Annotated in this window: 11 protein-coding genes; 6 read left to right on the top strand and 5 right to left on the bottom strand. The window is 62.8% G+C overall.

The features are described from left to right. Nucleotides 1–11 precede the first annotated feature (11 nt). The 3 genes from C443_RS08120 to C443_RS08110 form a co-directional block, all read right to left on the bottom strand. On the bottom strand, nt 12–1,277 hold the full coding sequence (locus tag C443_RS08120; RefSeq protein WP_005535461.1) for a DUF7405 family protein: 1,266 nt from the start codon (nt 1,275–1,277) through the stop codon (nt 12–14). 78 nt (nt 1,278–1,355) lie between these two features. Then, nucleotides 1,356–1,859, bottom strand: coding sequence for a winged helix-turn-helix transcriptional regulator (locus C443_RS08115; RefSeq protein WP_005535459.1), 504 nt, complete (start codon nt 1,857–1,859; stop codon nt 1,356–1,358). Further along, entirely contained in the window at nt 1,856–2,191 is a 336-nt protein-coding gene (locus C443_RS08110; protein ID WP_005535458.1) for a DUF7471 family protein, read from the bottom strand. Before C443_RS08110 ends, C443_RS08115 begins: the two co-directional genes overlap by 4 nt. Before the next feature lie 81 nt (nt 2,192–2,272). Here C443_RS08110 and C443_RS08105 point away from each other — a divergent pair, with 81 nt between their 5' ends. From C443_RS08105 to proS, 3 genes are all read left to right on the top strand, one after another. Then, a complete protein-coding gene (locus C443_RS08105) occupies nt 2,273–2,995 on the top strand; it encodes a hypothetical protein (RefSeq protein WP_005535456.1) in 723 nt (240 codons plus the stop codon). Nucleotides 2,996–3,092: 97 nt separating this feature from the next. Then, nucleotides 3,093–3,878 (top strand): SAM hydroxide adenosyltransferase, encoded by a 786-nt coding sequence (locus tag C443_RS08100; protein WP_005535454.1) that lies wholly within the window; start codon nt 3,093–3,095, stop codon nt 3,876–3,878. A 114-nt stretch (nt 3,879–3,992) separates the two neighbouring features. Further along, entirely contained in the window at nt 3,993–5,447 is a 1,455-nt protein-coding gene (gene proS / locus C443_RS08095) for a proline--tRNA ligase (RefSeq protein WP_005535452.1), read from the top strand. On the opposite strand, the gene C443_RS08090 is transcribed toward proS, so the two are convergent. Then, a complete protein-coding gene (locus tag C443_RS08090; protein ID WP_005535450.1) occupies nt 5,441–6,424 on the bottom strand; it encodes a patatin-like phospholipase family protein in 984 nt (327 codons plus the stop codon). The two genes, proS and C443_RS08090, sit on opposite strands and share 7 nt — an antisense overlap. 471 nt (nt 6,425–6,895) lie before the next feature. Here C443_RS08090 and C443_RS08085 point away from each other — a divergent pair, with 471 nt between their 5' ends. The 3 genes from C443_RS08085 to C443_RS08075 all read left to right on the top strand — a co-directional run bounded on the left by C443_RS08085 (nt 6,896) and on the right by C443_RS08075 (nt 13,171). Then, on the top strand, nt 6,896–7,309 hold the full coding sequence (locus tag C443_RS08085) for a CBS domain-containing protein (protein ID WP_005535448.1): 414 nt from the start codon (nt 6,896–6,898) through the stop codon (nt 7,307–7,309). A 154-nt stretch (nt 7,310–7,463) separates the two neighbouring features. Next, complete coding sequence (gene gltB / locus C443_RS08080; RefSeq protein WP_005535445.1) at nt 7,464–12,011, top strand: glutamate synthase large subunit; 4,548 nt, start codon at nt 7,464–7,466, stop codon at nt 12,009–12,011. Nucleotides 12,012–12,199: 188 nt separating this feature from the next. Next, nucleotides 12,200–13,171: a prohibitin family protein gene (locus C443_RS08075; RefSeq protein ID WP_005535443.1), complete on the top strand. Its 972-nt coding sequence runs from the start codon at nt 12,200–12,202 to the stop codon at nt 13,169–13,171. Nucleotides 13,172–13,284: 113 nt separating this feature from the next. Here C443_RS08075 and C443_RS08070 read toward each other — a convergent pair whose 3' ends face one another. Then, nucleotides 13,285–13,956, bottom strand: a complete 672-nt coding sequence (locus C443_RS08070; protein WP_080505464.1) for a type IV pilin — start codon at nt 13,954–13,956, stop codon at nt 13,285–13,287. Between the last annotated feature and the right edge of the window lie 14 nt (nt 13,957–13,970).

The raw sequence follows: 13,970 nt of genomic DNA, 5'->3' as shown, positions 1-13,970 counted from the left end.
CAACGGAGCCCTCAGGCCGGATCGGCCGGCGGGAGTGCCCGCAGGTCACGCGGCGGGAGCAGGTAGTTCCCGCGTCGCGTGACCGTCATGTACTGGAGGATACCGTTGTTCACCCGCTGACCGACGGCGGATTCGTTGGCGACGTCCGTTCCGTTCATCGCCTGTTTCGTTCCGACGAAGTCGGCGATAGAGCGCTGCAGCGAGAGGAAGTGCAATCCCGCTTCACCGCCGTCGGTCGAATCAAAGTCCCGGCGGAGAATGGTCGGCGTCCCGTCTTCCCTGACGCGGGACATCTTCTGTGCGTGGCCGACGACGCCCTCACGTCGGCCGCTGTCGACCACGTCTTCGGGGCACTCGCCGGCACCGTTGTCAGTGCCGAGGTTCTCGCCGACGCCTTCGACCTTATCTTCGGCGGCGTGGGCCGGACAGAACATCTTTGAGACGCGCTGGTCCCGGGAGTCCTGTTCGTACCACTGCTGGAGCTGTAGCCGGATCTTCGAGAGGTGCTGGGTCGCGCCGCCGGCGAACGGTCCCGAGTCGACCGTCACTCGGTCCTCGGAGGCCTGATTTTCCTTGAACCCGGATTTGAATCCCATGAACAGCGGGGCCTCTTCGGGGACCGGTTCGGAGTCCGGAACTCCGTCGACGTCCTGGTTCTCGGCGGGCAGCCCGGCCCCGACGAATCCTGTCCGTCGCTCTACCTCGCTGAGGACGCCATCGACGGTCGCGCTCATCTCGTGGTCGTTGGCCGTCTCTTGATTGCCCTTCAATGCTTCTTCGGCCTCGATAACGACCCGCTCATCGTCGCTTGCGAGGTGCAGCAGTGCGTCGGGCGTGTCGAGTTCGGGGTCTTCGAAGGGGGCAAGCGCCATTGGCTCGGGGAGGTCGACGCCGGCTACGTCGGCCTCGAAGCGGTCGAAGTAGGCCGGACTGTACCCCAGCGTGAACAGCAATCCATCGTTGCTCCACTCGTAGGCCCGTTCGAGGTCCCGGAGCGCCGTCTCGACCTGTTCGCGGTCGGCATCAGTCGGCGTTCCGTTGCCGGTGTAGTCCAGCAACAGGAGGACATGGTGGCGCGACAGCCGGTGGTTCCCTGCGTCGTCTGTCGCCAACGACGCGTCCCAGGCGTGCTGGCGCTCTGGGAGAGACGAGGGATCGTCGGTTCCGTCCGGGACTGTCCCTGACCCGCGGTCGAGACAGGCGGCCAGCGCCGCGGTGCCGCCGATGGCGACGGCGCTCTTGGCGAACTCGCGTCGGGAAATCCCGCGTTCAGTCATCACCCACACTATGGGCTGCCCGTGCAATTGGGTTGTGGTACAGGACTCGAAATCGGCCACTGTCCGCGGGTAGTCGAGCTAGCCGCTCTCGAAGAGGCGGTCGAGTAACCGGGTGAATCGATCCGACAGGCGGTCGGGGGCTTTGGGGTCAACCGCCGCGAGCAGTTCGACCGTCAGGTCCGGGCGACAGAGCGCCAGCGTCACCCGTCCCTCGCTCCGGCGCTTTTCGACGATATCGTGCTCGACCAGCCCGCTGAGATGGTGTTCGAGCGTACTCCGTGCGATATCGAGGTGGTCGGCCACCTCGCTGGGGCGAGCGGCTTCGCACTCTATGAGCATGACGAGAGCGTCTCTCGCTGTCTCGCGACGGAGAAAGGCGATGGCGTGGCGTTCCCAGGGGTCAAACGACGACGTGTAGTAGTGCGTGCGCCCGTTGACCGACTCGCTGTGAACGCGGTCAAGTCTGGCCAGGTGGTACTGCACCTGCCCCGTCGCGAGGTCCAGCGCCCGTGTCAGCTCTCGGAAGTGGACGCCGGGATGGGACTCGATATGCCGGTAAATCCGTGATCTGGTATCGCTCATAGTCCCTCCTCGTCGAGGCGTTTCTCGACTGTGCGGGCGTAGTACACTGCGCCGAGGACGAGGACGACAAAGACGGTATCGAGCGCGTGTTCGAGGAGATGGTGGGTCGGTGCTGAAACCACTGAAAACCCCGACAACAACGCGATGAGTGGCCGGGCGAACAGCGCGGCAAGTGCGAGCGCAATCAACAGATACGCACGAGTCCCGCGCTGACGGTACGCGGCGAGGGCGAGTCCACACAGGACTGCCCCGGCCACAGCGGAGAGGACGACGACGGCGGCGATGTCCCAGCCCCCGGCACCGAGATGGCCCCCAATACTGAGCGGTTTCATTAGGCGCTCACTTCGGAACCACGGTGCCTCAGTCGTTCGGTTTTGCGCGGCTTTTTTATCGGACCGCTGAGACGTGGCGGTATGGACTGCATCGGCTTCATCTGCGAGCCTGAACACCCGGTGTTCGGTGCCGTCGCAGAGCGGCTCTCCGCCCGGGGGTTTGATGTCCAGTTTCTCCGCCCCGGAAACCCGGTCGCCAAAGCCGATATCGACGAGCTGGCCGCACTCGTCAACACGACGCTCCGGCCCGAGTCGTTCAGCGCTCTCAGATACGCCGACAGGGCTGGTATCGAGACGTGGAACGGGTTCTTGCCGACGACGGCGCTGTCCTGCCGACTCGTCGCCCTGCACGGGCTGGAGCAGGTCGGCTGTCAGGTCCCGTCCGTCTGGTTCGAGAAGCCGGATCGCGATTACATCGCCCGGACCCGCTACTCTTGGGACGGAATGCCGGTGAACCGTGACGAGGGCGATTTCTACCAGGCCCAAGTTCGGGAGGAGCCGGTGGAGTACAAGTACTTCGCCGTCAACGACGGCCGCGAAACCCATCTGCGTGCGATTCAGGTCCGGTCGGAAGTGTCCGGGCTGGACCACGTCATCAGCGAGGAGACCGTCGAGGTGACACTCGCGGCTCGCGTCCGGGAGTTACTGGACCGCTTCGGTGCGCGCGCACTCTGTGTCGAGTTCGTCGAGAGCGAGGAGGGATTCTACGCGCAGGGTGTCGACCCCGCACCGGGGTTCACCGGGACGGGGATGGAACGCCGTGTTGCCGACTCTATCGCCTCATTGACGACGATTGGGGCCTGAGCGGGCAGTGCTGCCGGATGTGTTTGATAACATAGGCCCTGTTGCCAAGGCACAAGATTATACAGGCGTACCGACGTGGTAGCGACCGGAGCTTCACATGAGCACGTTCGTTCATCTCATCGCGGATTACGGCCCGGCCGACCCGGCCTTTTCAGAGGTCGTCCATCGTCTCACTGCCGCCGACCCGACGATGACCGTCCAATCGACCGAGATCAAGCCGTTCTCGACGGTCGCCACGGGGTTCTGGATCGCGCAGCTCGGCATCCACAATCCGTCGTTCGACGACCTGCTGATTTACTCGAACACGGCACCGCGAACAACGGAATCGACACCCGAGCGGCCCGATACCGGCGGGGCGCTCTGCTATCTCGAACTGGACAACGGCGTCCCCGTCGTCGCCGTCGACGCCGGCTACAACCTCTCGTTTATCGCCGACCACGCCACGACGTTCCGCGAGATCGAACTGCCGGCCGACACCGGCCAGTTCCGGTCGCGGGACGTGTTCCCGCGCCGTGTCGCCGAAATCGCGAACGGGAATCACTCGTCGCTCGGCCCGGCGCGGTCACTCGATGACGTGCCGGCCCCGCCCGAGTCCGTCGTCTGTCACGTCGACGGCTACGGGAACGTCAAGACCTCGATTCGGACCTCGGAGTTTGACCCGGCAGCGGAAACGGTCACTGTCGAACTCAACGACAAGTCCCATGAGGTCGTTGTCAGAGATGCCGTGTCAGCCGTTCCAGAGAGGACCCTCGCTATCGTCCCGGGGTCGGCGGGCGGGGGCGACCCATATCAGGAGCTGTTCCTGCGCGGCGGCTCCGCAGCGGCGGCCTTCGGTGATCCGGAGCCCGGCGACGAACTCACGGTTCGGCCGGAACAGGGGTGAGGCGGTGACGGTGATCCCGCTGCCGCAGAGTCCGGCGCAGAACGGGCGGTCGGCGTGCCAGCGGTTCACCACCCTTCGGGGAGTTTATTAGCGCCGTGGGCTACGACACACTTAATGAGTGGCGAGCAGGAACTCGGCATCACCGAGAGCAAGGAGCATTCACCCGGCGAGTGGTACGCCGAGGTCGTCCAGAAGGCCGGCCTCGCGGACTACGCCCCTATGGGCGGATTCATCGTCACGCGCCCACGTGGCTACGCCATCTGGGAGCGTATCCAGAACAACCTCGACGGCTGGTTCAAGAACACTGGCGTCCAGAACGCCTACTTCCCGTTGTTCATTCCCGAGAGCTATCTGGAGAAGGAGAAAGACGTTGTCGAAGGATTCGACCCCGAGGTGGCGTGGGTAACCCACGGCGGCCACGACGAACTCGAAGAGCGTCTCGCGGTTCGGCCCACCAGCGAGTCCATTATCGCGCCATTCATGGCGCAGTGGACCCGCTCGCACCGGGACCTCCCAATGCGACTGAACCAGTGGTGCTCGGTCGTCCGGTGGGAAGCAACGGAGACGAAGCCGTTCTTCCGCACCAAGGAGTTCCTCTGGCAGGAGGGTCACACCGCCCACGCCGACGAGGACGGCGCGTGGGAGGAGACGATGACCCGTCTGGACCAGTACGCCCGCCTCTACGAGGAGGTCATGGCGATGCCGCCGCTGAAGGGACGCAAGCCTCCTCATGATAAGTTCCCCGGCGCGCACACGACGACCACCATCGAGACGCTGATGCCCGACGGCAAGACCGTGCAGGCCGCTACCTCCCACTACCTCGGGACCTCCTTCGGTGAGGCGTTCGATATCACCTACGCCGACGCCGACGAGGAGGAGAACACCGCTCACACGACCTCGTGGGGACTGTCCTGGCGCGCGATGGGTGCGCTCATCATGACCCACTCCGACGACCAGGGACTCGTCCTTCCGCCCGCACTCGCGCCCGATCAGGTCGTCGTCGTGCCGATCTGGCAGGAGGACAACAAGGACGAAGTCATCGACTACGCCGCCGACCTCGCCGCCGAACTTGACGAGGACGGCGTCCGCGTCGAACTCGACGACCGCGAACACCGCAATCCCGGCTTCAAGTACAACGAACACGAACTCCACGGCGTTCCTCTCCGGGTCGAAATCGGCCCCCACGAGGTCGAGGACGGAGAGGCCACGCTGGTCCACCGACCCGACGGCGAGACGGAGACCGTCGACCGCGACGGCATCGCTGACACCGTCACCGACCACCTCGACACTGTCCACGCCAAGCTATACGCCGACGCCGAGGAGACGCTGGAGGGCGAAATCCGTGAGGCTGAGTCCCGCGAGGAAATCCTTGGTACCATCGGCCAGCACGGCGGCTACGTGAAGTGTGGCTGGTGTGGCGACGAGGACTGCGAGGAGCCGATCAAGGACGCGATTGCGGCCGAAATCGTGATGGTGCCCCTCGACCGCGACGAGGAGCCAATCCACGACGACTGCGCCATCTGTGGCGAGGACGCCGAGGAGACGGCGTACTTCGCGAAGAGCTACTGATCAGGTGGTTCGGTTACGTCCTCCGGCACCCGCTCCAGAAACGCGTCCGCTTCGGCTCGGCCCGTTTCCATGAGGTCCTCGATGAACCGGAGGTCGCGGTCGCGTTTCGAGGCTGCTGTCAGCTTTTCATCGAGTTGCAGTCGCCGTATCTCCACGTGTTTGAAATCGTCCGGGAGATACCCCTTTTCGACCCAGTCGTTGACTTTCCGGACGAAGAACAGCTCCTGATTCAGCGAGAGATTCCCGGACAGCTCCTGCCGGCGGTCGGTGATCTCTGCCAGCGATGTTGGGCGATCGTCGCGAGTCTGTGGCTCGATCTGGATGACCCAGATCTCGTCCGGTTTCGGCCGGTCGCCGGTCAGGAACTCCCGAATCGGCGGGTTCTGTGAGAACAGGCCGTCCCAGTGCCAGTGGCCGTTCAGCTCGACGGCTTTGTACAGCAGCGGGAACGCAGCCGAGGCCAGCACCGCCTTCGGTGTGATGGCAGCGTCGGTGAACGTCTCGAACACGCCGTTGTTGACGTTGACTGTGCCGACGGTCACGTGTGGCGGGGCCTCCTCGGCGAGGCTGTCGAACTCCTCGAACGCGATGTGGCGGTCAAGCAGCGACAGGTACCAGTCGTGGCCGACAGCGCCCGATGCCGCGTAGGGCGAGATATCAGCCACGGGGAGCATCCGGTTCTGCAGTCGCTTGTGCCACACGAGAGATTCGTTCAGCAGGAACGAGGGTGGCGTCGTCGCGGCGACATCACACCAGACCTCCTCCAGTAGCGCCCCGGCATAGTCGGGGCCCTCACTGAGCAGGCCGTACCAGGCCGTGACTGCACAGAGAGCGCCGCCTGAGGTGCCACTCAACCCTACGAGATTGTACTCGGCGTTGACCGCTGGTAGGAGTTGTTGCAGCGCACCGGCGGTAAACGCGCTGTGGCTGCCGCCGCCCTGACAGGCGATGGCGACGCTGGGGCCATGACCAGACATGGTTTAATTCATATACGAAGAGCTTGCATAGATAACTGCCGGCTGATGCTGCCGTGAAGCACATTGCTACCGCTGAGGGAGTGTGTGTCTTCACAAAGGTACAGCCAGCAATCTGAAGGAAGGATGGGGTCGGGGAGCGTGTGACATTTTCCTCCGTGCCCCCGATACTTTCTGCTGTCCCTATGTATATAAATAGCCGTCAGACTACAGTCATACAAACGCCAAACGGCGAACAGATACCGTCGTGGGAAATGTAGCACTTCAGACAGTACATGACAGCAGCGGAGGATCAACAGCCCTGATGCAAACGATCAGTTGGAGTGGGTGTCGGAGACAGCGGGCGATTAGTTGAGTGGGTACATCCGTCGCAGCGAGTGACGAATATTATGACCTTATATATTTCCCAGCAAGTGAAATGGATAGATATCCGGAACCAACACGGTTATATCTCGGCCTATGTTATCAGCTGTCATGGACGACGTGTTTGTCGGACGAATTATGTCATCGCCTGTCACCACTGTTGCCGCCGATGCGAACGCGAAAGCGGTCGCCAAGCGGATGCTTGACGAGAACATTAGCTCCGTTGTCGTCGTCGACCCTAACGGAGCGTTGCTGGGGATTCTCACCTCCACAGACTTCGTCGAAATCGCCGCAGAAGGAGGCGATACGGCGGGGTTAGACGTGTCCGAATTCATGACGACGGACTTGGTTACGGTAACGGCAAACGACCCCATCGAGGCGGCCGCAAGCGTAATGCTGGACCACAGTGTCCACCACCTTCCTGTCGTCGACGAAACGGAAGGAGTGGTCGGAATGTTGACGACAACTGACATGACGGCGTACGTTTCGGGTATCGAGCAGTCATCTGCACCCGTGCTCGGCTGAACACGATGTAAACCGCCAGCCTCGGTACGATTATTTATAAATGGTGATACAGTTCAAACAATCGTGACAAATATATACTCCCTAATGTGGGGTTAAACAACACTAATACCATTAGGATTACCCTCTTATAGTGGCATCCCCAGTCGTGAAACACATGGTTGAGCGACAGACAGGTCTCTCTGCAGGCGACGCCGGGCTTGCAGATCCCACGGACGAACGGTCGAACTGTGGTGTCGGGGTCGTCATGGACCTCGACGGCGACAGCGACCACTGGGTTGTATCGGACGGACTCGAACTCCTCGACAACCTCGAACATCGAGGGACAACGGGTGCCGAGCAAGATACGGGCGACGGAGCGGGCATCATGCTCCAGATTCCACACGAGTTTTTCGCCGCCGAAGTCGACGCCGACCTGCCACCCGCTGGCGAGTACGCCGTCGGCACGCTCTTTCTCCCGCAGGACGACGAGGTTGCCGAGAGTCTGAAAGACCTCGTCGAGACGGAACTCGCCGCGGAGGATCTGGACGTCCTGGCCTGGCGCGACGTTCCCACAGACAACAGCGACCTCGGCGCGACGGCGCTCGAATCCGAGCCCGACATCGTCCAGTTTTTCGTCACCTCCGCGACGGGCAAGACCGGCGACGCCTTCGAGAACCAGCTCTATATCGGCCGCCGGTCGCTCGAAAACACTGTTGAGGAGGAAAAGCCACCGGGCCACGAGCGCTTCTACGTCGTTTCGCTCGCAACCGACGTCGTGGTGTACAAAGGCCTGCTCAAGGCCGAACAGCTCGAAGACTACTATCCAGACCTCGAAGACGAGCGGATGCAGTCGACGTTCGCGATGGTCCACGCCCGGTTCTCGACGAACACGCTTGGCGCATGGCACCTCGCCCATCCGTATCGTCGCGTCATCCACAACGGCGAGTTCAACACGATTCAGGGGAACATCAACTGGATGCGCGCTCGGGAAACTGACATCCAGAGCGACGAGTTCGAGGGCGATCTGGAGAAGATCAAGCCCATCATCGACGACCCCGAGCAATCTGACACCGCGAGCGTCGACAACGCGCTCGAACTCCTGCTCCAGGGCGGCCGCGACCTCCCCCACGCCCTCCGGATGCTTATCCCCGAGGCCTGGCGCGGCGAGATGAACGACGTGACCGGTGACCGTCGTGACTTCTACGATTACCACGCCTCGCTGGTCGAACCGTGGGACGGCCCGGCGCTCGTCGCAGCCACTGACGGCGACCGCATCGGTGCCGTGCTGGACCGGAACGGCCTCCGCCCGTGCCGCTACGACGTGCTTGAGGACAACACGCTCGTGATGTCCTCTGAAGCCGGTGCGCTGGAGCACGACGCCAGCGAGATTCAGGAGCGCGGGCGTCTCCAGCCCGGACAGTGTTTCCTCGCCGACCCCGAAGAGGGACGTGTTATCCCTGACGCGGAAGTGTTCGATGACATCACTGACGACAAGTACGGTGAGTGGGTCGCCGAAGAACAGGTTGACATCGACGAGGTCGCCGACCGCGAAGACAACGCACCCCGGGACCCTGCGGACGCACTCCGGAGCCATCAGGCGATGTACGGCTACACGTACGATGAGGTCGACCACCTCATCGAGCCGATGGCCGAGAAGGGGAAAGACCCCGTCGGCTCCATGGGTGACGACACGCCGCTGTCGGTGCTCTCGCAGTTCAACCGCCCGCTGTTCACCTACTTCAAGCAGCTGTTCGCTCAGGTAACGAATCCGCCGCTTGACTACATCCGCGAGGAACTCGTCACCTCGCTGGAGTCCCGGCTGGGCCACCAGCGCAACATCCTCGACGAGAGCCAGGGCCACGCTCGCCAGCTCGTGCTGGACTCGCCGATCCTCACCGACGAGGAGACCCAGTCGATCAAAGATCTGGACGCCAACGGCATGTCCACGAAGGTCATCGACATCACCTACGAGAAGGACGGGGACCTTCGCCAGGCCGTCGAAGACGTGCGGGCCGAAGCCGACGCCGCAGCACGGGAACACGACATTCTCGTGCTCTCGGACCGTGCGGCCAGCGAAGGCCGCGTGCCCATTCCGAGCCTCCTTGCCGTCGGTGGCATCCACCACCATCTCGTCCGCAACGGTCTCCGCAACCACGTCGGGCTCGTCGTCGAGTCCGCTGACCCGCGTGCGGTCCATCACTTCGCGACGCTCATCGGCTACGGAGCCGGGGCCGTCAACCCGTACCTGGCCTACCAGACTATCGAGGACCTGGTGGCCGGACCGGACGGCGCGGACCTGGCTGATGCCATCGATGCCTACATCACTGCCGTTGAGGACGGCCTGCTGAAGACGATGGCCAAGATGGGTATCTCCACGGTCGAGTCCTATCAGGGTGCCCAGATCTTCGAGGCCGTCGGCCTCTCCTCGGACTTCATCGCCGAGTACTTCGAGGGGACGACCTGCCGGACCGACGGTATCGGCATCGAGGAAATCGAGGACGACCTCACCCAGCGCCATGATGTCGCCTGGAGCGAGGAGGAGCCCGACATGCCCCGCCAGGGCGAGTACGAGTTCCGCTCGAACGGCATCCACCACCAGTGGAACCCCAACACGGTCGGCAAGATCCAACAGGCCGTTCGCATGGGTGACTACGACACGTACAAGGAGTTCGCTGAACTGGTCAACGACCAGAACGAGGAACTCCAGACGCTGCGCGGCCTGCTCGAATTCGACTCCGACCGTGAGTCCATCCCCATTGAGGACGTCGAGCCGGTCGAGGACATCGTCGAGCGCTTCGAGACGGCGGCGATGTCTCTCGGGTCGCTGTCGCCCGAGATGCACGAGAACAACGCCATCGCGATGAACCGGCTCGGGGCCAACGCTAACACCGGCGAAGGCGGCGAACCGCCCGAGCGGTTCGACACCGAGAAGGAGTGTACGACCAAGCAGGTCGCCTCCGGCCGCTTCGGTGTCACCTCCGACTACCTCGCGTCGGCCGACGAGCTCCAGATCAAGATGGCCCAGGGGTCAAAGCCCGGCGAGGGCGGCCACCTGCCCGGCAAGAAGGTCAACGAGATGATCGCTCACGTCCGGTACGCGACGCCGGGCGTCGGCCTCATCTCGCCGCCGCCGCTGCACGATATCTACTCTATCGAGGACCTGAAGCAGCTCATCCACGACCTGAAGGCCGCGAACCCCGAGGCCGACATCAACGTCAAACTGGTCTCGGAGGATGGCATCGGGACTATCGCGGCCGGCGTCGCCAAGGCCAACGCCGACGTGGTCCACATCTCGGGCCACGACGGCGGGACCGGCGCGTCGCCGAAGACCTCCATCAAGAACGCTGGCCTCCCATGGGAGCTCGGTGTTTCAGAGGCCAACCAGATGCTCCGGGCGACCGGCCTGCGCTCGCGCATCAAGGTGACGACCGACGGCGGCATGAAGACCGGCCGCGACGTGGCTGTCGCCGCCTTGCTCGGTGCCGAGGGGTACACCTTCGGGACCGCCTCGCTGGTCACCTCCGGCTGTGTGATGGCCCGGCAGTGCCACGAGAACACCTGCCCGGTCGGCATCGCCACGCAGAACGAGAACCTCCGCGAGCGGTTCCCCGGCGAGCCACAGCACGTCATCAACTACATGACGTTCGTGGCTCAGGAACTGCGAGAGATCATGGCCGAACTCGGCTTCGAGACCATCGACGAGATGGTCGGCCGGCCGAGCGTGCTGGCACAGCGCGACGACGTGAGCCAGCCCAAGGCCCAGAAGCTTGACCTCTCCTCAGTCATCGCCGAGCCGGCCGACAACGATGGCCGCTACAAGCAGCGCGAGCAGACCCACGAGGTCGACGAACAGCTCGACTGGGACCTCATCGACGCCGCCGAGGACGCCATCTACAGCGGTGACCCGGTCGCAATCGACACCGATATCAGCAACGTCGACCGCGCGGTCGGGGCAACACTCTCGAACCGTATCTCCCGCGAGCACGCCAGTGACGGCCTCGCAGACGACACTATCCGGGTCGACTTCGATGGCACGGCCGGCCAGTCTTTCGGCGCGTTCCTCGCACAGGGCGTGACGATGGAACTGACCGGGACGGCCAACGACTACGTCGGCAAGGGCCTCTCCGGCGGGAAGCTCGTCGTGAACACGCCGGACCAGGCTTCCTTCGATCCGATGGAGAACATCGTCATCGGCAACGTCGCGCTGTACGGCGCGACCCAGGGCGAGGCCTACGTCAACGGCATGGCCGGCGAGCGCTTCGCCGTCCGCAATTCCGGCGTCAAGGGCGTCGTCGAGGGCGTCGGCGACCACGGCTGCGAGTACATGACTGGCGGTGCGATCGTCGTGCTGGGCGAGACAGGCAAGAACTTCGCGGCCGGGATGTCCGGCGGCGTCGCCTACGTCTACGACCCCGACGGCGAGTTCGAAGCAAAGGCAAACACCGGCATGGTGTCACTGGCCGATACGCTCGAAGGGAAGGACCGCCAGATGATCACCCGACTCGTTGAGAACCACGCGGCCTACACCGACTCCGACCGGGCGGCCGAGCTGCTCGAAGACTGGGACACCGAAGTTGAGAACTTCACGAAGGTGATGCCCGACGCCTACGCCGAGGTCATCGCCGACCGCGAGCGCGACGACGTGCGCAACGAGCCACCGGCCAAGGCCGCGCCGAGTGCCGAAGCCGCCGAGGCTGACTTCGCCGCCTCGACAGACGACTGAAGCGCCGTTATTCCACGTTTTTGTAGACGTTGTCGGTCACAGCCCGCTTCTTTGCGACTACAATCGAATGAGTTCTGGTAGCTGTGATGCGACACTGTGCCAATCAACCGCTGGTCCTATAGCTGTCGGGCCAAAGTGCTGGACATGGTCCCCGTACAACCAACTGTCGTATCGCATCGGAGCACAGCATGAGTGACATTCCCGGACCTGACCCCGATTCTGGATCGGATATCGACATCGATGTCGGCCGAGGTCTCCGCATTGCGGTCAGTGTCGTTGTCGCCCTCGCCGTCGCAATAGCCCTGTTTGGTGGCTACCATCAGGTCCCCGAAGGCCACGTCGGTGTCCAGAAATCGTTCGGCGCGGTAACCGGCGATCAACTCCAGCCGGGCGCACACATCATCGTGCCAGTCAAGGATTCGGTTCAGGACGTGGAAATCCGGCCACGGACCTACACCATGGCCAACACAGAGGGCGAAGGCGACAGACCGTCACAAGCCGATGCGGTGACCGTCCAGACGATCAATGGGACGACGGTCGACATCGACATCACCGTCCGGTACAAGATCCAAGAATCAGACGCATCAGGATTCGTCACTGAATGGCGGACCGTCGGCCAGGCGGAGGAGCGACTTATCCGACCGTCCGTCCGGTCGCAGCTCCGTGATGAGGCCGCAGGTATCCAGACGAGCGAGATATACACCAACGACGGCCGCGAGCGACTCGGCGAGGCAGCACAGCAGAAACTCGAATCTGCGTTCGAGGGCGAAGCGCTCGTCCTCGAAGAGGTACAGGTTCGGACCGTTGACCTCCCGGACTCGTACGACCAGGCGCTCAACGACAAGGAAATCGCAAAGCAACGTGTCGAAGAAAAGAAATTCGAGATTCAACAGGCTGAACGCGACAAGGAACGGCAGGAGATTCAGGCCGAAGCCGACGCCCGAGTCATCGAGATTCGCGGTGAGGCGCTTCGGGACAACCCGGTGGTGCTGAAACAGCAGTACGTCCAGAGCATCGACGATTCGGATAAGGTAATTCTGGCGACTGACGACGAAGGAACGCCCATCATCCTGCAGACTGGCCGAAGCAGCGGCGGAAATACTTCCAGCGCCGATACTGGGTTCTCGACGAACGTAACGAACGCGACGGCCGGCAACTGATCGCAGACACGAGGGTACGCCTCGTTCGTTTTTTCCGCCCCGCCGTTCGTCAAAAATGGCTACCGGTCTTGCGCAGTGGCAGATCGATATCGGGACACAGCGTACCTGTCGAGTCACGCAGTTAGTTGCTGCTGGATAATAACCGCGTTTGACGGGGTGTGCACGACTCGGACGGTCACTGTGTCGCCCGGCTGCAAGTCACAGTCCCCGCCCGCTATCCGGAAGACAATCACATCTCCGGGGCGGAACTCGTCTATAACCAGAGCCCCGGTATCATCAGCACCGCGCTCTGTAAGCGAGCCAGTGCTCTCATCAAAGATGTCATCGCCCTCGATGTTGTCGCTCTGTGGCCGGTCATCGGATTTCACTGGGAGATTGACTAACCGCCCGTGCTTTTCAGTCCCATCGCCGCCACAGTCAGCACTGACGGCCACCTCAATCTCGGAGACGCGGACGATATCTCCAGCAACGTGCCTGATACGGACGATGCCCCCGTCGAACCCATTCTGCGGGGCGAACTCACCGTCTGATTGGCTGATCACAGGCGCTGTGTCATCCAGGTTCTCCGCGAGGCCGAGCGTCGCCACTGACAGCACTGCTGCGAGAACGACAGTTACCGCCACGAGGAGGATAACCGAAATAACTGAAGAGACAGCACGCAACTTACCTGTCACTGCATCTGTTACTGCCCGACTACGTAAAAATATCTGCCCCCTGAGATGTCGTCCTACACCGTACACTGCCGACTCTATCGCCCGTTCTGATGATGGGGTGTCGGTCGTCATGCCACCTCGGTAAA

The organism is Haloarcula argentinensis DSM 12282, from assembly GCA_000336895.1.
Classification (GTDB): domain Archaea; phylum Halobacteriota; class Halobacteria; order Halobacteriales; family Haloarculaceae; genus Haloarcula; species Haloarcula argentinensis.
The sequence above is the reverse complement of the archived record's forward strand: the minus strand, read 5'-3'. Positions and strand labels throughout refer to the sequence as shown.